The 21,196-nt window shown below is 62.7% G+C and carries 20 protein-coding genes; 8 read left to right on the plus strand and 12 right to left on the minus strand.

The genetic code is table 11. From position 1 onward, the window contains the following. Positions 1-92: 92 nt before the first annotated feature. Genes ACFWAD_RS13320 through ACFWAD_RS13335 form a run of 4 tightly spaced genes read right to left on the minus strand, consistent with a single transcriptional unit; the run spans position 93 to position 5,117 of the window. Positions 93-2,075 carry a 5-oxoprolinase/urea amidolyase family protein gene (locus ACFWAD_RS13320; protein ID WP_378544448.1) on the minus strand — a complete coding sequence of 661 codons (1,983 nt, stop codon included), beginning with the start codon at positions 2,073-2,075 and terminating at the stop codon, positions 93-95. Next, positions 2,072-2,725: an urea amidolyase associated protein UAAP2 gene (locus tag ACFWAD_RS13325; RefSeq protein ID WP_347872683.1), complete on the minus strand. Its 654-nt coding sequence runs from the start codon at positions 2,723-2,725 to the stop codon at positions 2,072-2,074. The genes ACFWAD_RS13320 and ACFWAD_RS13325 overlap by 4 nt, the downstream gene beginning before the upstream one ends. Beyond that, positions 2,722-3,555 carry an urea amidolyase associated protein UAAP1 gene (locus ACFWAD_RS13330; protein WP_378544451.1) on the minus strand — a complete coding sequence of 278 codons (834 nt, stop codon included), beginning with the start codon at positions 3,553-3,555 and terminating at the stop codon, positions 2,722-2,724. Before ACFWAD_RS13330 ends, ACFWAD_RS13325 begins: the two co-directional genes overlap by 4 nt. Before the next feature lie 2 nt (positions 3,556-3,557). Beyond that, a complete protein-coding gene (locus tag ACFWAD_RS13335; RefSeq protein WP_378544454.1) occupies positions 3,558-5,117 on the minus strand; it encodes an amino acid permease in 1,560 nt (519 codons plus the stop codon). Positions 5,118-5,314: 197 nt separating this feature from the next. On the opposite strand from ACFWAD_RS13335, the gene ACFWAD_RS13340 reads away from it, so the two are divergent. Beyond that, complete coding sequence (locus ACFWAD_RS13340; RefSeq protein ID WP_378445902.1) at positions 5,315-6,043, plus strand: TetR/AcrR family transcriptional regulator; 729 nt, start codon at positions 5,315-5,317, stop codon at positions 6,041-6,043. Between the two features lie 12 nt (positions 6,044-6,055). On the opposite strand, the gene ACFWAD_RS13345 is transcribed toward ACFWAD_RS13340, so the two are convergent. Further along, the gene (locus ACFWAD_RS13345) at positions 6,056-6,610 is read right to left on the minus strand and encodes a transglycosylase family protein (RefSeq protein WP_378544457.1); all 555 of its coding nucleotides are present in this window, start codon (positions 6,608-6,610) and stop codon (positions 6,056-6,058) included. A gap of 439 nt (positions 6,611-7,049) precedes the next feature. On the opposite strand from ACFWAD_RS13345, the gene ACFWAD_RS13350 reads away from it, so the two are divergent. Beyond that, positions 7,050-7,697: a hypothetical protein gene (locus ACFWAD_RS13350; RefSeq protein WP_378544460.1), complete on the plus strand. Its 648-nt coding sequence runs from the start codon at positions 7,050-7,052 to the stop codon at positions 7,695-7,697. A gap of 17 nt (positions 7,698-7,714) precedes the next feature. On the opposite strand, the gene ACFWAD_RS13355 is transcribed toward ACFWAD_RS13350, so the two are convergent. Genes ACFWAD_RS13355 through ACFWAD_RS13365 form a run of 3 tightly spaced genes read right to left on the minus strand, consistent with a single transcriptional unit; the run spans position 7,715 to position 11,796 of the window. After that, positions 7,715-9,397: an ABC-F family ATP-binding cassette domain-containing protein gene (locus ACFWAD_RS13355; RefSeq protein WP_283304580.1), complete on the minus strand. Its 1,683-nt coding sequence runs from the start codon at positions 9,395-9,397 to the stop codon at positions 7,715-7,717. 15 nt (positions 9,398-9,412) lie between these two features. Further along, the gene (gene kstD, locus ACFWAD_RS13360; protein ID WP_378544463.1) at positions 9,413-11,176 is read right to left on the minus strand and encodes a 3-oxosteroid 1-dehydrogenase; all 1,764 of its coding nucleotides are present in this window, start codon (positions 11,174-11,176) and stop codon (positions 9,413-9,415) included. Continuing rightward, complete coding sequence (locus tag ACFWAD_RS13365) at positions 11,176-11,796, minus strand: TetR/AcrR family transcriptional regulator (RefSeq protein ID WP_378544466.1); 621 nt, start codon at positions 11,794-11,796, stop codon at positions 11,176-11,178. Before ACFWAD_RS13365 ends, kstD begins: the two co-directional genes overlap by 1 nt. A gap of 158 nt (positions 11,797-11,954) precedes the next feature. Here ACFWAD_RS13365 and ACFWAD_RS13370 point away from each other — a divergent pair, with 158 nt between their 5' ends. From ACFWAD_RS13370 to ACFWAD_RS13385, 4 genes are all read left to right on the plus strand, one after another. After that, complete coding sequence (locus tag ACFWAD_RS13370) at positions 11,955-12,458, plus strand: nuclear transport factor 2 family protein (protein ID WP_378544469.1); 504 nt, start codon at positions 11,955-11,957, stop codon at positions 12,456-12,458. Then, positions 12,455-13,513, plus strand: coding sequence for a serine/threonine protein phosphatase (locus tag ACFWAD_RS13375; protein ID WP_378544472.1), 1,059 nt, complete (start codon positions 12,455-12,457; stop codon positions 13,511-13,513). The genes ACFWAD_RS13370 and ACFWAD_RS13375 overlap by 4 nt, the downstream gene beginning before the upstream one ends. Positions 13,514-13,594: 81 nt before the next feature. Then, complete coding sequence (locus ACFWAD_RS13380) at positions 13,595-14,569, plus strand: ABC transporter ATP-binding protein (protein WP_378544475.1); 975 nt, start codon at positions 13,595-13,597, stop codon at positions 14,567-14,569. Further along, complete coding sequence (locus ACFWAD_RS13385) at positions 14,569-15,360, plus strand: ABC transporter permease (RefSeq protein WP_378445893.1); 792 nt, start codon at positions 14,569-14,571, stop codon at positions 15,358-15,360. Before ACFWAD_RS13380 ends, ACFWAD_RS13385 begins: the two co-directional genes overlap by 1 nt. 199 nt (positions 15,361-15,559) lie before the next feature. Here the strand turns inward: ACFWAD_RS13385 and otsB are convergent, their stop codons facing one another. Further along, positions 15,560-16,348: a trehalose-phosphatase gene (gene otsB / locus ACFWAD_RS13390; RefSeq protein ID WP_378544478.1), complete on the minus strand. Its 789-nt coding sequence runs from the start codon at positions 16,346-16,348 to the stop codon at positions 15,560-15,562. A 172-nt stretch (positions 16,349-16,520) separates the two neighbouring features. Here otsB and ACFWAD_RS13395 point away from each other — a divergent pair, with 172 nt between their 5' ends. Next, positions 16,521-16,850, plus strand: a complete 330-nt coding sequence (locus tag ACFWAD_RS13395) for a type VII secretion target (protein ID WP_378544481.1) — start codon at positions 16,521-16,523, stop codon at positions 16,848-16,850. Next, positions 16,847-18,223, plus strand: coding sequence for a hypothetical protein (locus ACFWAD_RS13400; RefSeq protein WP_378544484.1), 1,377 nt, complete (start codon positions 16,847-16,849; stop codon positions 18,221-18,223). The genes ACFWAD_RS13395 and ACFWAD_RS13400 overlap by 4 nt, the downstream gene beginning before the upstream one ends. A gap of 12 nt (positions 18,224-18,235) precedes the next feature. On the opposite strand, the gene ACFWAD_RS13405 is transcribed toward ACFWAD_RS13400, so the two are convergent. The 3 genes from ACFWAD_RS13405 to hisS all read right to left on the minus strand — a co-directional run bounded on the left by ACFWAD_RS13405 (position 18,236) and on the right by hisS (position 21,182). Then, positions 18,236-19,225, minus strand: a complete 990-nt coding sequence (locus ACFWAD_RS13405) for a malate dehydrogenase (protein ID WP_378544487.1) — start codon at positions 19,223-19,225, stop codon at positions 18,236-18,238. Between the two features lie 66 nt (positions 19,226-19,291). Continuing rightward, positions 19,292-19,921, minus strand: coding sequence for a hypothetical protein (locus ACFWAD_RS13410; protein WP_042919891.1), 630 nt, complete (start codon positions 19,919-19,921; stop codon positions 19,292-19,294). Then, positions 19,911-21,182: a histidine--tRNA ligase gene (hisS, locus tag ACFWAD_RS13415; RefSeq protein WP_378544490.1), complete on the minus strand. Its 1,272-nt coding sequence runs from the start codon at positions 21,180-21,182 to the stop codon at positions 19,911-19,913. Before hisS ends, ACFWAD_RS13410 begins: the two co-directional genes overlap by 11 nt. Positions 21,183-21,196 lie beyond the last annotated feature (14 nt).

Here is a 21,196-nt window from a genome sequence, read left to right on the forward strand (position 1 = left end):
GTGGGGACTGAACACCTTTACTACTGGGTGAGCACCGCCTCCGACACTCTGGAAGCGGTGCTCACTCGGAGAAAACGGTGATCAGTCGGCCATCAACCGGGTAGCGAGAACTCCCCCGCATCCGACCAGCGCTGCCGCTCGGCCCCGAACGCGACGGACTGCATCGCGCGGAACTCCTCGATCGAGCGCGAATTCGACGCAAGGAACTCCTGATGCTCGGCCAGGGAGAAACTTCCGTCCTCGATCTCGACTCCCCCGCCGCGGCCGGCGGCGGTGTCCGCACGCAGATCCATCAACTCTTCCGGCTCGACGGGATACCAGGAGATCCGGTCGAAGAATCGCAGTAGCCAGGGAGTGCCTTCCTCGAAGGGGCCCGACTTCGCGGGGTGGCGGTGATTCCACACCTGCGTCGTACGTCCGACGAACTGGTACCCACCTGGGCCTTCCATGCCGTAGATGCAGAGGTAAGCCCCACCGATCCCGACGGCGTTTTCCGGGGTCCAGGTGCGGGCAGGGTTGTACTTGGTCGTGACCAGGCGATGGCGCGGATCGAGCGGTGTCGCGACCGGCGCTCCGAGGTAGACGTCGCCGAGGCCGAGCACCATGTACTCGGCGCCGAAGACGGTGTCGAACACGTCGTTCACGGATTCGAGACCGTTCATCCGGCGGATGAACTCGATGTTCCACGGGCACCACGGCGCGTCGGCGCGAACGCCGTGCATGTACCGCTGGATCGCTTCGCGCGTTGCCGGGTCGTCCCACGAAAGTGGCATCCGCACAGTGCGACTGGGCACCACGAGTTCGTTGGCTGCGGGCAAGGTGTCCTCTGCCTCGGCGAGCATTCCCATCAGTATGTGGACGGGTAGGACATCCGGGTCGACGCGGACCTGCAGACTGCGGATTCCCGGTGTGAGATCGAGTAGTCCGGCCGGTTTCTCGAGTTCGAGTCGCTGATGCAGCGCGTGTGCACGCGCACGCAGGGCCAGATCGAGATTCATGTCGCCGTATTCGACCAATACGTTGTCGTCACCCGAGCGGCGATACGTCACCGGGGTGTCGCCGTCGCGGCGGGCGATGACGCCGTCATCGCCGTCACCGCCGGTGGAATGCACAATCGAACTGGAAGCTCGACGCGATACTCCCAGGTCACGGCGCGAGGCCGCCCGTTCGGCACGAACCGGTACGAAGCGAATCCTGTTGCCGGGAGCCAACTGTCCGAGCTTCCATCGATCGGCGGAAACGACCGTGATCGGGCAGACGAAGCCGCCGAGGCTCGGTCCGTCGGGTCCGAGGAGGATGGGTGTGTCGCCGGTGAAGTCGAGTGCACCGATCGAGTACGCGTTGTCGTGAATGTTCGACGGGTGAAGGCCCGCTTCGCCTCCGGTGGTTCGGGCCCAGTCGGGTTTCGGCCCGACCAACCGGACTCCGGTGCGGTCGGAGTTGAAGTGGACCTCGTACTCGGTCGCGTACAGAGTGTCGATGTCGGAGCGGGTGAAGAACTCCGGCGCCCCGTGCGGGCCCTCGGTCACCGCAAGTTCCCAGCACGTGTGTATCGCCGGAACATGCTCGGCGGGAACAGCTCCCGCTGCGCCGGTCGCCTGTCCGAGTTTGAGAACGTCTCCTGCACGTAGGGTCCGGCCTTCGTGTCCACCGAACCTGCCCAGGGTGAAGGTCGAGGCGCTGCCGAGATAGTCGTCGGTCTCGATGCCGCCCTGTACGAGTACGTAGATGCGCAGTCCCGGACCGCTGACCGTTCCGACGTCGAGCACCGCTCCAGCGGGGACAAAAACTGGTCGCCACTGACCGTGTGCGATGCCGTCGACGGTCACCGACACCGGGGCTCCTGTGACGCACACCGTGGTGTCTTCGTCAAAGGTCATCGCAGGTCCGGCCATTGCGCATTCGATTCCCGGAGCGCCTTCAGGATTTCCGAGTGCGGTGTTTCCCAACCGAAACGACAGGTCGTCCATCGGGCCCGATGGAGGGACTCCGATCTGCCAATATCCAACCCGTCCGGGATAGTCCTGAACCGTCGTCAACATTCCGGGACGCACGATGGTCAGCTTTGCGTTCATTCGTCTGCTCCCGGCCGTGTGACGATCATGCGGACGGCCGTCGGATCGAAGCCGTTGCACGGGTTGTTGATCTGCGGGCAGTTGGACACGAGGACAAGCGCGTCGCGTTCGGCACGCAACGCGAGCCGCTTTCCCGGCGCCGACAGTCCGTCGACGATGCCGAGCGTGCCGTCGGGGTCGACCGGGACATTCATGAAGAAGTTGATGTTGGACACCAGGTCCCGTTTGCCTAGCCCCCATTTGGCGCCCTCTACGAGGAAGTTCTCGACGCACGCGTGCTGATGCTTGGTGTGGTGGCCGTATCGCAGCGTGTTCGATTCCTGAGAGCACGCGCCGCCGACTGTGTCGTGGTTTCCGACCTCGTCCGCAACAAGTGTCATGAGCGGAGTTCCGTCGTCACTGCGGAGCACGGAGCCAGTGGTCAGGAACAGATTCCGCTGGGCGGCGACAGTCGCTGCTGCCGAATACCGAACGCTGTGATCGTCACCGGCGTAGACGAGTGTGTCGACGGCTTGATTTCCGTGCAGATCGACGATGGTCAGGACGTCACCGGCACGAACGAGCGCTGACCACGGCCCGAACGCGTCAGCGATCTCGTCGAGGATCACCGTTCCGGGAACGAGGGCGGGGACATCCAGAGTGGTGGTCATGCGATCTCCTCCAGGTTCGAAGCTGTCCAGGCGTCTTCGGTATTGAGCACTGCGCGTTGATATTCCGGCCCGCGAACGACGAGGCTGTCGAGTTCGTCAGCCGCATTCCACGCGAGCACTTCGAGGGACGTGGTGGGAAACTCCGACGCTGGGTCGAGTGGGTGCGCGGTGTTGGCGATCATCACGATGACGGGCAGGTGGATCAGAAGGTCAACCGTTGCACCTGCTCCGGTGGATCCGGTGCTGGTGAGAGCGCCGTCGGCTTCGACGCGCACACCGTGGAAAAACGACAACGGAGGCGCTATGTCCTGCGGCCCGAGTCCGTTCTTCGCGGCAGCCACGGTGAAAAGTTCGCGTCCGGCGGGTGAGGCACTGTGCAACGAACCCTGACCGTATTTCGCCTCGTTGGTGGCGCGTGATGTCGTTCCACAGAACGCGTCGTGGTGACCCGAGGTGTCTGCGACGACGGTCGCGAGTACTCGCCCCTGATCGGAGAGCAATGGGTGCCCGACGCCGAGATATGCCTGCCACGGAACCTTGACGGTATCGGCGACGTTGAGCCGCTCCCAGGGAGCGTCGGCGCGGTAGAGCAAGACGTTGGCGCAGGCGCTGCCAACGACGTCGCGAAGTCGCAATCGCGTTCCACGGGCGAGAATCTTCGTCGTGTATCGCCCGCCCGGTACCGTTTCAGCCCAGGTCAGACGCTCCGAGGCGACGTCCTCGGGTGGGTTCGGCCAGCGGGTTGCCGGCAAGACGGGCATGGAATCGGTGATCGTTCCGGCTTGGGACCGGGCGTGCTCGCGGGCTCCGGCGGTGGTCTGGGTAGTCATGGTCAGGCTCCGATCGTGACGGGATTCGGCGTGGCGCGTCCGCGCGGGAAGCAGGCGACTCCAAGCCCGACGACCAGCGCAATCGTGATGGGGGCAGCCCACTGCAGGATGGGATATTCGCCGGTGGGATTGAAGATCTCGGCCCGCGGCCAGGACAGGTTGATCACCATCAGTGCGCCGTACACCACCGCCGCGATATTGACAGGCACTCCCCAGATACCGAGGGAGAACAGCTTTTCACCTTCGGCATCGAACTTGGGGCCGGCAGCGGTGCGCGGCCATCCCTTGAGCCGCTGAACCAACAGCGGCACAGTCACCATGAGGTAGGCCAAGTAGATCAAGATGATGCACACGCTGGACAGGGTCGCGAAAATTGCCGAGTTGCCCACGTTGACGGCCAGAACGGCAATGCAGATCAGGCCGATGAGGATGGACGGTGCGATAGGTGTTCCGGTGCGGGGGTTCACCTTTGCCAGGATCGGCGAGGCCGGCAGACGCCCGTCGCGGGCCATGGAGAACATGAGCCGCGATGCTGCGGTCTGAATTGCCAAGGTGCATACGAACACTGCGATCGCGACGTCGATCAGCAGCACAGTGCCCCACGGCGAACTCAGGATAGACGTCAGTACGTACGGCAAACCTTCCGTGGCCAGGCGACCGTCGGTGAGCGAAGGCGCCGCCATCAATGCACCGAGGATCATCAAGCCGCCACCGAGTGCGGACGCAGAGAGCGCAAGACGGATCGTGCGGGGTGCAACGCGTCGGGGATTGCGGGTCTCCTCGGCCAGTTCCCCTGCCGAACCGAAGCCGACCATGACGTACGCGGCCATCAGTCCGGACATGATCCACGCCCAGGCGTATCCGGGCTGACCGCCGGCACTGCCGGTGTCGAAGACGACGTCCGGTCCGCGCTGAGCGTGGGTGAAGAACATCCCGACCACAGCGATGACACCGACGATTTCGCAGGTCACACCGATGTTGTTGATACGCGACATCCAGTTGACGCCGATGCAGTTGATGAAGGTGGTGAGGACCAGAAGTACCGAACCGAGCAGCACGGCATTTGCAGCGCCACTCGAGGAGGTGAGCGCGCTGTCCTCGCCGATGATCTGGAACCCACTCCACACATTGGGGAGCACAACTTGCAAGGCAATGGCGGCAGCCGACGCGGTGACGATCTGAGCGAGAATCATGAACCACCCGGCAAACCAGCCGACGATCTCACCGCCCATTCGCCGCGACCACTGGTAGATGGCACCCGAAATCGGATATCTGGCAGCAAGTTCCGCGAAGTTGAGCGCGACCATGAACTGTCCGATGAAGACGACCGGCCAGGTCCAGAAGAAGGCCGGTCCCGCGAAACCGAAACCGAGACCGAACAATTGGAAGATCGTGGTCAGAATGGAGACGAAGGAGAAGCCCGCGGCAAACGACGCGAACTTTCCCAGCGATCGATGCAGCTGCTGCTCGTAGCCGAACTCCGCGAGGTCGCCGTCGTCGTGAGGTGAAGATGCGAGCGCGGATGCGGTTGTGGGCTGCGCAGCCGGGGTGGTTGCACTCAACGGCGTACTCCTTCGGCGAAGCGATTCAGAGGCGAATAACTGTCGATTGATAGTTTTCGCGAAATCCACTCGCCGCAGGTGACGCCCGCGTATACGATTCGCCCGATTCTGTAACAGGCTCGTTGAGTACGTTTCGAGCGCGTGACCAAATGCTCACAGGGACGTCCACCCCGCATGTAAGGCCTCGGCCTGCCACTATGGAAGGCGTGACCAACGCCGGCCCCGGACGACCCCGCCTGACCGCTCGCCGACGCCCGGGTGGGACCGCCCGCGCGGAGATCTTGGATGCTGCCGCGGAACTGTTCACCACCCGAGGCTTCGCGGCGACGTCGACGCGCCACATCGCCGAAGCAGTCGGGATGCGTCAGGCGTCTCTGTACAACCATTTCGCCACCAAAGACGACATCCTGGTTGCGCTACTCGCCGACACGGTGACTCCGGCGCTCGACTTCGCAGAGAATCTCAGGCCGCTCGACGCCTCACCCGAGGTGAAGCTGTACGCGCTTTCGTACATCGACGCGGCGCAACTGATCACCGGACGGTGGAACCTCGGCGTCCTCTACCTCTTGCCGGAACTGAGAAGCGACCGGTTCATCTCTTTCCGAGCCGATCGCGATCGGCTTCGCGAGCAATACCGGACACTCGCGCAGGCAGTGCTCGCCGCAATTGGCGATCCGGCATCGACTCTGGCCGAGCTTCCGTTTCGCCTGGTCGAAAGTGTGATCAGCGCGCGAGCCGACGCGCTCGAAGGAACGCCGATCCCCGACGCCGCCGTCATCGCCGGGTCGGCGCTGCACATTCTGGGGTGGCGCCAGGATCTTGCTCCCCTCCATACGGAAGCGGCGGAACTCATTTCGAACGCAGAAACGCCGAAATTGTCCGGGGCTGAATCAGCTCCGGACAATTTCGACGCAATGAGGCCCTAAACGGCCACGTGACTAGACCGAGAGGGACTGTCCCGGGAAGATCAGGTTGATGTTCGGGACCTGGCTGGCGAGGTTCTCGAGCGAGATGCCGTGCGCAGCAGCGATCTTCGACAGGGTGTCGCCTGCCTTGACCACGTAGTTGCCGCTTCCGGTGCTTGCTGCCGGAGCCGACTCGACGGAAGCCTCAGCGGTGACGGGCGCTGCTGCGGCCTCGTAGTAGCCTGCGGTGGTGCCGGTGGTCAGGTACTGACCGCAGACGGGCCATGCGCCGACGCCCTGGCCTGCGAGAACGTTCTCGGCGACACGGATCTGCTCGGACTGGCTGGCGTTGGCGGCGTTGCCGGATCCGCCGAATGCGTTCCAGGTGCTCTGCGTGAACTGCAGTCCGCCGTAGAAGCCGTTGCCGGTGTTGGCGGCCCAGTTGCCGGAGGACTCGCAGTTGGCGACTCCGGACCAGTCGTGGCCGGCGGCCGACGCGGTGCCGGTGCTCATGGCGAGCGGGATCGCGACGACTGCGCCTGCGGTTGCAACTGCGCCGAGGGCGCGCTTGAAGGTGATGCTGGTCATTGGGTAAATCCTCTCCGCCACCACGGACGAGATCGGCCCGGACGCTTTCACGTCTCGTCGATCGACTCGCCTGTTTCACTCCTGCCCCGCGAAGGTTTCGGGAGTACCGGACCCGCGGGGCAGAAGCACGCAGTTGCGGGTCGGTGTTTGCCCGGTAGTTTCGGGCTGTCAACGACCGTAGGCGATGGTCACGGATTGGTCACGGGACACTTTTCCGGCACTGCCGTACCAGAATCTGCGAAGAATCGCGCAATAACCACTGGTCAACTAATTGATTCGAGCTTCAACCATACCGATCGTTATCCGTCCGTTATGTGGCAACCGTCACGGCGATTTTGTGACCCACCGCACCGAAACAGGCCGTGTCGGACCGCCAACGATGCCCCTGGGAATGTTAAGAGAGTCCTGGCAACGGGAAAAACCAACCGCCCCAATCATTATGGAGAATGAACTGGTGATCATCGCAGTGGAAGGACCCAGCGCCGCCGGCAAGACCACCTGGTGCCGAACCCAACTCGGTGGCGAATCCGCAGCGGAAGAATTCGTCGCTGAGTATCAGCCCACGGGGTTCGAGCCGAACGGCACGGATCTCGACGTTCAGGCAAGTTACTGGACAACGGTCAATTCGAAGCGATGGTCGCAAGCGGAAGACCTCGAATCGAGAACCGGTCTCGCGCTCTGCGACAGCGACCCGCTGAAACTGCACTACAGCTGGTGTCTCGCTGCGGTGGGCGCAGCACCTCGGGAGCGATTCGAGCACGAACTCCTGGCGGTCGAAAGCGCTTTTGCGCAGCTGAGACTCGGTTTCGTGGATCTGACCGTCATCTCGATACCGTCACCGGGGCAGCTTCTACTGCAGCGCGAAGGAGACCTCAGCCGCCGACGACGGCATTTCGAGCTTCACGCGGCGCTCGCCGAGCCGCTCACCGAGTGGTACTCGGCGGTCGAACGCGTAGATCCAGGGCGCGTTGTGTGGCACTTCCCGGCGCTGCTCGATATTTCGCGCTGTCCCCCGACCCGACCGCACCGCAGCGATCTGAGCCTTCTTCGCGCGGTGATCAACGAGCTGCCGCCTCTCCCCAGGTAGGGAGCGGCTGCTCGATCTCAGCGCGCTCGTTCGACCCTGGCCTCGTCCCAGACCGGCGACTCACTCTCGTACACGTTTCCATCCGATCCGAAGACCAGGAACCTGTCGAACCCGCGCGCGAACCAACGATCGTGGGTGACCGAGATGACGGTTCCGGCAAACTGGGCGATCCCCTGCTCGAGCGCATCCGCCGAATGAAGGTCGAGGTTGTCGGTCGGCTCATCGAGCAACAGCATCGTGGCGCCGGAGAGCTCGAGAAGCAGAATCTGCAGTCGTGCCTGCTGACCACCGGACAGGTCGTCGTACTTCTGCTCCGCTGCTTGGGACAGTCCATAACGATCTAGAGCCCGGCTCGCCGCTTCACGCCCCATTCCGTTGCGGTGTTCGTCGCCCATGTGCAGGATCTCGAGCAGCGTGTTTCCGGTTAGATCGGGCCTGGAATGTGTCTGTGCAAACAATCCGGGACGTACCCGGGCACCCAGCGTCGCGGTTCCGCCATGCTCAACCGGCGCGATGTCGAGCGCCTCGACGGGAAGATGCTCGGTCCCGGGGTCGGTCCCACCGCCCGCCAAGAGACGGAGGAAATGCGACTTCCCGGACCCGTTGGAGCCCAGCACGGCAACCCGGTCTCCGTACCAGATCTCGGTGTCGAAGGGCTTCATCAGACCCGTCAGCTCGAGACTCTGACAGACCAAGGCACGCTTGGCAGTTCGCCCACCCGCCAGTCGCACTGTCACCTTCTGCTGTAGGGGAATTGCCTCGGGCGGTCCTGCCTCCTCGAATTTCGCCAACCGGGTTTGCGAAGCGTGGTACCGAGCAGCGATGCCGTCGTTGAACTTGGCCTTTTCACGCAATCGCAGTACCAGGGCACGCAGTTTCGCGTGTTCTTCGTCCCAGCGCCGGCGCAGTTCTTCGAAGCGCGCGTTGCGATCCTCGCGGGCCTGGTGGTAGCTGGCCAGCCCAGCGCCGTGGGTCCACGATGTCGCGCCGCTGATTCCGGGTTCGAGAGTCACGATGTGGGTGGCCGCATTGGCGATCAGTTCGCGATCGTGGCTGACGAACAGGACCACTTTCGGCGATTCCGAGATCGTTTTTTCCAGCCACCTCTTCCCCGGAACGTCGAGGTAGTTGTCCGGCTCATCCAGAAGAAGTGCGTCGTCGGGCCCGGCAAACAGCGCTTCGAGAACCAATCGCTTCTGCTCGCCACCACTGAGCGAGTTGGCCGCTCGCCACTTCGCACGGTCATAGGGAACGCCGAGAGCAGAGGTAGTGACCTTGTCCCAGAAGTCTTCTGTCTCGTACCCGCCGACGTCGGCCCAATCGGCCAGCGCGTGTGAGTATTTCATCTGAGTTGACTCTTCGTCTCGCTCGATCATCGCGTTCTCCGCGGTGTCGAGCGCCAGTGCCGCGTCGCGGATCGGCGCCGGAGAGACGGACAACAGGAGATCACGCACGGTGGACTCGTCACGAACCTGACCGACGAATTGCCGCATCACACCCAGTGTTCCGGATCTGGTGACTGCGCCCTCGTCAGCGACTGCGTCTCCGGCAATGATCCGAAGCAATGTCGTCTTGCCGGTCCCATTCGGGCCGATCAGTGCAGTCTTGGCACCGTTGCCGACCCGGAAGCTGACGCCGCTGAGCAGTTGTCGACCATCAGGGAGAAAGTAGTCGACGTCGGCGATGTTGAGGTGGGTCACGCTGTCAAGAGAACCCTACCCACGGCGATCTGCCAAACCATTATTTCTGCCTTCGGTCGCTAGCTCACGACCGTCATGGGATCGTGCGACCGCGTCGAGCGCCGCCAGATAGCCGAAAACCATTGCGGGACCGATAGTTGCGCCTGGCCCCGCATAGGTATGACCCATCACCGGCGAACTGGTGTTTCCGGCGGCGTAGAGCCCGTCGATGACCGAACCGTCCGCGCGCAGCGCCCGCGCGCGAGCGTCCGTGTTGATACCGCCCTTGGTTCCCAGATCGCCGGGAACCATTTTCGCGGCGTAGAACGGCCCCTTGGTGAGTTCTCCGAGGCTGGGATTGGGCTTGTTGGTGCGGTCACCGTAATAGTGGTCGTATTTGCTTGTCCCCCGGCCGAAGTCACGATCGACTCCGTCGCGCGCATAACTGTTGAATCGCGTGATCGTCGCCGACAACGCATCGCCTGGTACTCCGATCTCCGCAGCAAGTTCGGCAATCGATCCGGCTCGCACAATCGCGCCCGATGCGATCCACGACCGAGGTATCGACCCACGCGCCGGAACTCCCGCGAACAGGTAACGGTCACGGTAAGTCTGATCGAAAATCAGCCAGGCCGGGATGTTCTCGGCAGGGCCTTCACCTCGGCCATGTTTCCCGCCGAACATTGCATGCGCCGCTTCGACGTAGGGAAGCGACTCGTTCATGAACCGATTCCCGCCGGCGTTGACCATCAGACTGCGCGGCAACGAGCGTTCCGCCAAGGCGAACCACGGGCCCTTGGGCAGTGGAATCGACGGCGCCCACCACGCGTCGTCCATGTACGAAATTGCTGCGCCGACGCCCAGAGCTGCTCGGATACCGTCCCCGGTATTGGTCGGCGCTCCGAGAGTCCACTGTGCACTACTCGGTCGACGCTGATACTCGCTGCGCATGTCGTCGTTGTTGTCGAAACCGCCGCACGCGAGGATGACGCCGCATCGGGCGCGCAGCGTTGTCTGTACTCCCCCGGACTCGAGTCGCACGCCCACCACACGTCCGCTGTCGGTAACCAAATCCACAAGTTTCGTTCCGAGTTTCACCGGAACTCCGGCGTCCCGAACTCCGAGCATCAGTTCGGCCATGAGCGCCGGCCCGAGCCCGATCAGCTTCTTCTTCCGAGCTCTTGCGGCCAGGGATCTCATTCCTACCCGAAGCATCCGCACCGGACCCCGCCAATGCCGGATCCCCGTGCTCAGCCACCGGTAGTCAGATTGTTGGACAACCATGTTGAGCGGAACCTTCATGTACGGCGGATGAAGTGTCGCAAGATCGTCGCCCAGAGCTCGCGCGTCGAACGGGCGCGGTTCGCACGAGCGGCCGCTTGCACGTCCGCCAGGTGCCTCGGGAAAGTAGTCGGAGTAACCCTTCACCCATTCGAGCTCCAGCGCAGAGTGACGAATCAGGAAATCGAGGGCTTCCGGACCCCGATCGATATACTTGTCGATTCGGTCGGTGTCTGCATCCTCTCCGACAATGCTCTTCAGATATGTTCGCGCAGAGTCGATATCGTCTGCCGGCGCCTCGCGGCGCAGTATCGAATTTCCCGGAATCCACACGCCGCCCCCGGACCGGGACGACGAACCGCCCCAGTATTCGGACTTCTCCACGAGGATCGTCGAGAGTCCGTTGCGGGCTGCGGTGATGGCTGCGGACATGCCGGCAGCCCCCGATCCGACAACAACGACATCCACTTCGGGCACATTTACTACGGGCGGCACGGCGCCCTGAGTGTCCTCGTCCATCACTGATCACGACCTTTCGTGTCATCTTCGTCCTGCGTGTGCCACCGGGATCCCCGAACGGCGTCGAGCGCCCCCTCGACGCATACGGGAAGCGATGCCCCGCGCTTGTGGGGGTGACGTATCCATTGCCGATAACCGAACTCCGCCGCAGCCAACATCAGATGAACGAGAAGTCCTGGGCGGCTGTCGTTTTCCGGATCGAGTTTCATTCGCTGTGCCACCAACTCGACCAGCCGATCACGATGTTCGGGCGCGATCAACGCGACTCGATCCATCAGGTGCGGCGCGGTACGGAACGCCGATCGCCACTGATCGATCTCCGAGGACTCGAAAGCATTGGAACGCTCGAGGATTGCCCGTGAGATCGCAAGATCAGCCGACTCGGATGCCGGGCGCTCCTCGAGTAGCGTCACGATTCCGGCACCGCCTTGCCTGACCGGATCCAACAGCAGATCCTCCTTGTTACGAACGTGCCGAAAGTACGTGCTCGCCGATACCCCCGCCGCCGACGCAATCTGGTCAGTGGTCACGTCTTCGAAACCGTCACGTGCGAACAGTTCGAATGCCGCACGTTGAATGTCTGCTCGCACCTGCAACCGCTGTCTCTCCCGTAGTGACATCAGCAACGTCCTCCCGCCTCGGCCGAGATCCGGCCATTCTCGATAATGCGAGTCTCACCTATTGTGACAGTCACTGTCAATATCCAATTTTCTGTCAGATATCAGCAGACCCCGGCACATCGTTGACAGGGCGTTCGATGCCACGACAAGCTTCGAAGATGAAGCGATGGTTCGCGGCCGGCCTCGGAACGGCGATCGTCTCGCGATCGCTGCTGCGTAAAGCTTTGCTTTTCAAGTTCAGGCGCGACGTCCGGGCGCTCAACTCCGGAAACTACCGTCCGCTGCTGGGCTCATATCACCGTGACGCAGTACTGAGATTCGCCGACGGCGATCATCGGTGGGCCGGCGTGCACGCCGGAAGGGACCAAATCGCGAAGTTTCTCCAGGAATTCGTCGCCGCCGGGCTTCAAGGCGAAGTCACCGAAGCGTATTTCGGTGGTCCACTTTGGCGCATGACTCTGCTCGCGCGTTTCAATGACCGCGCGCTCGGCCCCGACGGCTCCGTCATCTACCAAAATCGGACAGTGCTTCTCGTTCGAACCAAGTGGGGGAAGATCATCGAGCAGGAAGACTATTACGAGGACACCGCCAGAATCGGAGACTTCGACAAGCGGCTTCGCGAAATCGAAGCCGCACGAACCTGTGGCACAGTCGTGGAATGACAGATGTCAGGGCTGACCGGTACCGAAAACTATCGGCATTCCTCGCTTCCCAGAACGATGCCGAACTGGCCCAACTGGTAGACACCGCTCGAGTCACGAGTGTCGGAGTGGGCGGCGCCGCAGGACTCGTCAGTGTCGGCGAAAACAGGCTCAACGGCGTTCCGGTATTCACCAAACGAATTCCACTGAGCGAACGCGAACTCGCCGACGTGGGCTCCACGTCCAACCTCTTCGACCTACCCATGTTCTGCCAGTACGGCATTGGAGGCCCAAGCTTCAACGCTTGGCGAGAGTTGGCCGCGAACGTCGTCGTCACCGATGCCGTTCTGGCCGGCGAAACACAGTCATTCCCGATGCTTTACCACTGGCGGGTGCTGCCCGGCCGCTCACCTGTTGCATCCGAACACGCGGACATCGACGCGGTGCTTGCCTCTCAGGGCGGCAGCCCGGCAGTGCGGACACGCCTCGAGGCGCTCGCCGCTGCACCATGCAGCCTCGTTCTGTTCTGCGAGTACATCGCACACCCGATATCGGATTGGCTGCAAGACAACCCGACCGGCAAGGCTGCCGAAGTCGAGCGACAGTTCTCGGAGATCGTGGCGTTCTTGCGCGATCGACAGTTGCTCCACATGGACGGACATTTCGGCAACATGCGCACCGACATGGAGCGGATCTATCTCACCGACTTCGGACTGGCCACATCCCCACACTTCGACCTGTCGACTGCCGAGCACGACTTCGTCCGGCGCCACGCCACTCACGACGCCGACTACGCCGCCATGCTTCTGGTCAACTGGTTGGTGACCGAGGTCTGCGGGATACCGAGGCCGACAAGCGGCGGACCAGTCGCCCGCAACCAGTACGTACGCCGGTGCGCTACAGGTCATATCCCAGGTGATGTGGCGCCAGAGGTGGCCGCGATCTTGACACGGCACGCGCCCGCCGCTGCGAGGATGAACGACTTTTACTGGCAATTGTTCGACGGCGACTTCTTCGCGCACTACCCTCATATAGCGGCAGTTCCGAGATCCGGTCGAGGACAGGGTTTTCCCTGAACTGCCGTCTCCACATCTCAGGGTTCATGTCATCCTCCGGACCGATGCGCTGGTCAGTGTCGGTAGGGCACAGTTCTGCACATGATTGAACTGAGGGGATTGACCAAGGTTTACGGACCGACGAAAGCGGTGGACGATCTGTCGTTCACGGTCAAGCCGGGCATCGTGACGGGCTTCCTGGGCCCGAACGGTGCAGGCAAGTCGACGACGATGCGGATGATCCTGGGTTTGGATCAGCCGACGTCGGGTGCGGCGTTGATCGACGGCAAGCCGTACCGCGAACTCACAACACCGTTGCGGACGGTGGGCGCGCTGCTGGATGCCAAGTGGGTGCACCCCAACCGCAGTGCGCGAGCGCATCTGCAGTGGATGGCCGCCTCGAACGGGATCCCGAAGTCCCGCGTCGACGAGGTGCTCGGGTTGGTCGGATTGTCCGAGGTTGCGGGCAAGAAGGCCGGCGGGTTCTCGCTCGGTATGTCGCAGCGTCTCGGGTTGGCCGGTGCGTTGTTGGGTGATCCGAAGGTGTTGTTGTTCGACGAGCCGGTCAACGGTCTCGATCCGGAGGGCATCGTCTGGATTCGTAAGTTCATGCAGCGGTTGGCGGCGGAGGGCCGCACGGTGCTCGTGTCGAGTCACCTTCTGTCGGAGATGGCGTTGACGGCGGAGCAGTTGGTGGTGATCGGTCGGGGTCGGTTGATTTCGGATTCGACGGTGGCGGAGTTCGTGGATCGTTCGTCGGAGTCGACTGTGCGCGTGCGCAGCCCACAATTGGACGCTCTCCATGCCGCATTGACTGCTCAGGGACTGACTGTCCGCGAGGACCATTCAGGCCCGGAGCCGGTGTTGGTGGTGGTGGATTCGACCACCGATGTGATCGGCGGTCTGGCTGGTTCGCAGGGAATCGTGTTGTACGAGTTGGCGTCTGTGCAGGGGTCGCTCGAGGATGCGTTCATGAAGTTGACCGGAGACGATGTCCAGTACCACGCGTCCGGTATCGATCCGGGCGCCGGAGCCCACCACGCAAACACACAGCACGCTATGGGAGGTGCACTGTAATGGCTGTTCTCAGTGCTGAACGTATCAAGATCACCACGACCAAGTCGCCGCTGTGGTGCACGATCACAATCATCATCCTAGGGTTGGGCGTCGCCTGGATGATCGGGCGTTCGTCGAGTTCGAGCATTCAGGCGTACAACGATGAAGCCGCATCAGGAACTCCTGATTTCGAGAAATTCCTCCCCACGTTCAACGACGCGGGGCTAGGAGTATCCGGATTCGGCGTGATGGTCCTGATGATCATGGCGGCCCTCGCAATCACCAGCGAGTACCGCTTCGGCATCATCCGTACCACCTTCCAGGCCATCCCGAGTCGGGCTTCGGTTCTGATCGCCAAAGCCGGCCTGATCGGGGCTTTCGGCGCGGTACTGTCCTTCGTTCTCATGCTCGGCGCGGTATTCATCACCAAAGCTGCTGCAGGATCTGAAGGTTCCACCAATCTGGCACTCGACAACGCCGATGCCTGGCGCGCCGTTTACGGCGTACCGATCTTCGCGTTCCTCTGCGTCGCCCTTGCTATTGCCGTCGGAGCACTCCTGCGTCAGTCCGCCGGCGCCATTGCATTACTGCTGCTGTGGCCGCTGCTCATCGAGAGCCTGTTCGGCATGTTCGGATCCTTCGGCAGAAACGTCACACCGTTCCTCCCGTTCGCCAATGCCGACCACTTCCTCTCTTCGGGTTCGAGCACCAATTTCCATTGGGGCCCTTGGGGAAGCCTGTTCTACTTCGCAGCATTTGTGCTGGTGATATTCGGAATCAGCATCGCCGTTGTCAACAAGCGCGACGCCTGACCAAGTCACGAACTGACCAAGACCGAAACTGGCCGCACCGGAGCCCTTCCGGTGCGGCCAGTTTCGCGTTGACAGAACCCACAGCGCTTGTCGATCACGCCAAGGAACAGGGCACGAGCGGGTTCGCGTCACTCTGCCCCGTGCACGCGGCACCTCGAAAGAAGACCTGGTCGAGTTCCTGGCCGACTGACATCATGCATCAGCGTTCGAGTTGCGCGGCAAGATCTTTCATCCAACCCAGGAATGCCTGCGGGCCGTCGAACTGGACGCCGTCGACGGCGGCAACTTCTGGTGCAATGTCATCGCCCTTGACCACCAGCGCTTCTCCCCCGAATGCGATGGCCGCCGCAAATGCTGGTAGATCGCCGCGGTCGTCTCCCGCGTACGCAACGACGTCGACTCCCGCGGCCTCGATCGCACGAAGAAGACCTGTCCCCTTGTCCTCCTTGACCGGTGGGCGCAATTCTTCGACCAGCTTGCCGGGCTCACGATGCAACCCGGTCCGGCTCGCGATTTCTGTTGTCGCTGCTTCCACCAGGCGCTGCGCGGCCGCTCGATCTGCAGCCCGACGCCAATGCACGGCCACCGCAAGGCCTTTGCTCTCGACATGGATGCCGGGAACTGCCTGAGAATCGAACAAGCGGCGCAGGTCGGCTTCTGCTTCAGCGACGGCATCACTGAACGCCGCGACGGCCGGAAGCACCTTGATTCCGTTGTCCGTCCAGGTCTCGACACCGTAGGAACCCATGAGTACAACCGAATCCAGACTCAGCCGTTCTCGCAGAAACGACACCGGCCGCCCCGAAAGCAGGCCGACTACACCGAGGTGTTTCGTCAGAGTCGCGAGCACGTCCTCGGCGCCGGGCAGGAGTGCACTCGCCGACGGATCATCGACGATGGGTGCAAGCACACCGTCGAAATCCATCACCAGTCCACAGCGAGCTGGATCGGACGTGAGTCGGAGGATGACGTCCGCAGCGGTTCGCATGGTTCGAGTGTGCCAAATCGATCGCACCCGCAATACCAACACCGGATCCGAATGTAATCTCCGCCACTTCGTCCAAGTTGTCTGGATGCGATGGCGAACTCGCGTTCTCTCCCTGCAAGGGCGGACTGTGGTCCGATACAGTTCTCACGACGCTTACCAACTGGGGGTAATGATGAGCGAATTGACTGTCGTCACTGACGACATTCGTAAGTACGGCTCGACGTCGGCCGAAGCTGCAGGACACATCGCGCAGGCCGCCGTCGTCGATCTTGGCGCCAACATCGCGGCAGTCGCACCGGCCGTTGGCCCCGTCGGGATCGAATTTCTCGAAGCATTCGCGCGCGCTCAGGCCACACACACCAAAGATGTTGCAGCACTCGCTACGTTCTACGCCGGTAATGCCGCAACTGCCGGTGCAGCCGCACAGGCCTACGACACGACAGATCATGCAATCGCGTCAGATCTGACCGGCGCGGCTGGATCGACGAGTGTGACAGCGTGAACTCCGATCGCGTCAATACCGATCGCGTCAATACCGAAGTCGACTCAACGACGGTCCTCGACCTCCTTCAAGGTGGTGCGCCGGACCCGGCAATGGCCTTGTCTGCGCTCGGGGATCTCTCGGACCTGCTCGCGTCACTTCCGACCCTGCCGTCGATGCCGAGCTTCCTCGGCAGTCCACAGGCCCCGGCACTGCCGAACAACGCGGTCGACTCGATGCTCGCCGGCATACCGGTTCCGGCGCTCCCCGGAATCGAAGATCTGTTCGCGCCCCTGATCGAACTCGGGAAGAGTCTCGGCACAGGCACTTTTACCGGCATCGATCCCGTCGGCATCTTCAACCAGGCGTCCACGCTGATCGACCAAGCCATGGGACTGTCCGAAAGCGCGGTCGCCGAGGTGGGGAAGACATGGAACAGCACCGGCAGTGACGCCGCGACCGAACTGTCGCGATCCGCACAGAACAGCGGCGCAGAATTGAGCGAACGCGGAACTGCGATATCGAAAACCACTGCTGCAGCCGCGGAATCGGTGCAACGAGGCAATGCAAATCTCGCGGCGATCGCGCAGTCCTTCGCCGCCACGATTGCGGCTGCTGCACCGATCGCATGGACACCACCCGGACAGGCGATGTTGCTTGCCTCCGCAGCTGAACACATGCAGGCAGCGGTCGCGGCGGTGACTGCGACTCGCGGCGAAATGATCGGGCACACCGCTGCCATGAATGCTCTTGCCGGGTCGATCCCCGTTCCGACTCCACCGATCGGTGAGGCGCTCGCCAACCTTGCTGCTCCGGAGGCGTTCGCCGACGCCGCCCGCCAGATCGCCCAGCCTCTGTCGGCATCGGCTGCATCCGCCCCGCAGTCACCGGCAGCAATCAACGCCGGCGACGCACCGTACTCCACTCACCCAGGCGCCGATGCAGTTCGGACCTCGGCAGCGCAGGCAGGCGCCGGACTTCCGGCCGGCGTCGAGAAGCTTTGGGGCGCAGGCAATTCGTCGGCATCACTCGCAGCCGGTGGGTCGCCGTCACCCGGTGCGACAGCGAGCTCCGGCGGGGCGTGGGTGGGCGGGAACGGCGCGAGCGGTGGGACGATGAGAGGCGCAGCGGGAGTTGCTGCAGTTCAACCGGTTCCGGTAGCAACGCCCGGCCTGGGTGCAACATCTTCGGCGGTCGGCGGCGGAAATATGACGCCCGGGGGAATGATGGGCGGCGGACCTCGCGGATCGCGGGACGACGAGTCGTCCCGCATCACTCCGGGGTATCTCGTCAATGCCGGCGACGAAAATTCGATGGTCGACGATTTACCGATGGTGTCGCCGCCCGTGCTCGGCGCCGAGGATCCCGATCAGTACCTGTTCCGAGATCTCTGATCAAGACAAACCTCAGACGAAGCCCAACTCCCGCACCGCCGCGCGCTCCTGCTCCAATTCGCCGACGGACAGGTCGATCCGTTCGCGTGAGAAGTCGTCGATCGAGAGGTCCTGAACTATGGCGAATTCACCACCGGCACAGGTCACCGGGAAGGACGAGATCAATCCTTCGGGCACTCCGTAGGAACCGTCCGAACACACGGCCATCGATACCCAGTCATCCTCGGCCGTACCGATCACCCAGTCGCGGACGTGGTCGATCGACGCACTGGCTGCGCTTGCCGCAGAGGACGATCCACGCGCAGCGATGATGGCTGTGCCTCGCACCTGAACCGTAGGGATGAAATCGTTCTCCACCCAGTCGCGATCGTCGATCACCGCGAGCGCAGGCTTACCCGCGACGGTCGCATGGGACAGATCCGGGTACTGCGTCGCCGAATGGTTTCCCCAGACGGATACTTTGCGGACCGACGACGCACGAACGCCGGTCTTCTTCACCACCTGCGCGATCGCTCGGTTGTGGTCGAGACGCGTCAGTGCACTGAACCGAGTGTCCGGCACATCCGGTGCGTTGTTCATCGCGATAAGTGCGTTGGTATTGGCCGGGTTTCCCACGACCAGCACCTTGACGTCCGAGGCTGCGTTGTTGTTGATCGCCTTCCCGTGCGCTGTGAAAATCGCGCCGTTCGCGCTCAGCAAGTCGGCGCGCTCCATCCCCTTGCTCCGCGGACGCGCACCGACCAGCATGCCGATGTTCGCGCCGGAGAAGGCGACGTCGGGATCGTCGGTGATGTCGATGGAGCTCAGCAAGGGAAATGCGCCGTCCTCGAGTTCCATCGCAACGCCTTCGGCAGCGGACACAGCGGCGGGAATCTCGAGCAGTCGAAGTTTGATCGGGACGTCCGCGCCGAGCATCTCCCCCGCAGCTATGCGGAAAAGCATGCCGTATGCGATCTGACCCGACGCTCCGGTCACCGTGACGGTTACGGGTGCAATACTCATTGCCGACTCCTCACCTGCCGTTTTCACGACTGTCCGTTCTACAACGCTGTAAGAACGGTTTCCACGCTAGTCGAGTAATCCGGCCACTTCGTGGTCTGTCAGTGTGGTTCTCGGCACTCGTCCCTCCGCCGTCACGAGTTCGACGGCGCGATACAGCGGACGCTCGGCCAGTCCGGCGCCGCGGGCTTCGGCACGCAACTGTTCGATCAGCACCGAGGACAACGCGGCAGCCGGTACTAACTCGCTGGCAGCGAGGGCGTCGGCGAGCTTGCGGAGTGCGAGGATCTCCAACTCGCGCCCGCCTCCTGCCGTGTACAGCGCGAGCGGTATCCGCACGGTGGACCGTCCGTCGCCGAGTGTCAGGCTGACCTCGCTGATCCGGCCGGATCGCACCGTCAACGCCGCCGTGAGTACCTCGGCCACGTCGACGTCGTTGGTTCGAAAACCAGCTTGCGCACGAACCCTGTTGCCGTACAACGTGATGTGTCGGCGCAGCGTCATCAGGATCGCCAGCGACGTCGGCACCGCGATGACGGCACCGACGATCACTCCAACGGTCGCCGTCGAGAACACACTGACAATCAACCCGACGACCACACCGAACACCACAACAACAACGGCGAACTTCTTCAGCCGCGGCGCGATCAACGCCACGGGAACCAGATCGAGTGAAACCGGTTCGGCCTCAGTGCTCAACGAGATCCCCGAGCTTGTCGACAACCTGGTCGAGCGGCACCGTCTCCTGCTCACCTGTTGCCAACTGTTTGACAACGACAACGCCCTCTTCGAGCTCACGCTCGCCGAGGACCAATGCGATTGCGGCACCCGAACGATCAGCTGCTTTCATCGAGCCCTTCACGCCTCGATTTCCGTACGCCAGGTCGACACGAATTCCGTTGGCACGCAACTGATGTGCGATCTTCACCAGTGCCGCCTTCGCCTCGGTGCCCATCGGCACACAGAAGACATCGACACGTGCCGGTGGTGCAACCGACTTTCCCTCGGCTTCGAGAGCGAGAACCGTGCGGTCGACGCCGATTCCGAACCCGATCCCCGAAAGCGGCTGTCCGCCCAGTTGTTCCATCAGACCGTCGTAACGACCACCGCCGCCGATTCCGGACTGCGCGCCCAGTCCGTCGTGCACGAATTCGAAGGTTGTCTTGGTGTAGTAATCGAGGCCGCGAACCATGCGCGGGTTGACGACATAGGGAACGCCCAAGGCATCCAAGTGCGCGAGCACCTCGTCGAAGTGGGCCTTGCAGCTCTCCGACAGGTGATCGAGCATGAGCGGTGCGCCCGCAGTCATCTCACGTACATCCGGGCGCTTGTCGTCGAGCACCCGGAGCGGGTTGATCTCCGCGCGTCGACGCGTGTCCTCGTCGAGCGGAAGTGCAAAGAGAAACTCCTGCAGCAGTTCGCGGTACTGCGGTCGGCAGGTGTCGTCGCCGAGAGAGGTGATTTCGAGGCGGAAGCCGTCGAGCCCCAACGACCGGAATCCGGCGTCGGCGATCGCGATGACCTCAGCGTCGAGTGCGGGGTCGTCGATCCCGATGGCCTCGACGCCGACCTGCTGCAACTGACGGTAGCGACCGGCCTGCGGGCGCTCGTAGCGGAAGAACGGGCCCGCGTAGCTGACCTTGACCGGCAATTGTCCACGATCGAGGTTGTGCTCGATGACGGCACGCATGACGCCTGCGGTTCCCTCGGGACGCAACGTCACCGAACGATCGCCACGGTCGGCGAACGTGTACATCTCTTTGCTGACGACGTCGGTGGACTCGCCGACGCCGCGCGCGAACAAGCCGGTGTCTTCGAAGATCGGCAATTCGATGTGGCCGTACCCGGCCAACCTGGCGGCGCGCGTCAAACCGTCACGAACGGCGACGAATTCGGCTGACTGCGGCGGAACGTAGTCCGGAATGCCCTTGGGTGCAGAGAAGGTGCTGGCTTTACTCACGAGAGGTACTTTTC

Source organism: Rhodococcus sp. NPDC059969 (genome assembly GCF_042738325.1).
Taxonomy (GTDB): domain Bacteria; phylum Actinomycetota; class Actinomycetes; order Mycobacteriales; family Mycobacteriaceae; genus Rhodococcus_F.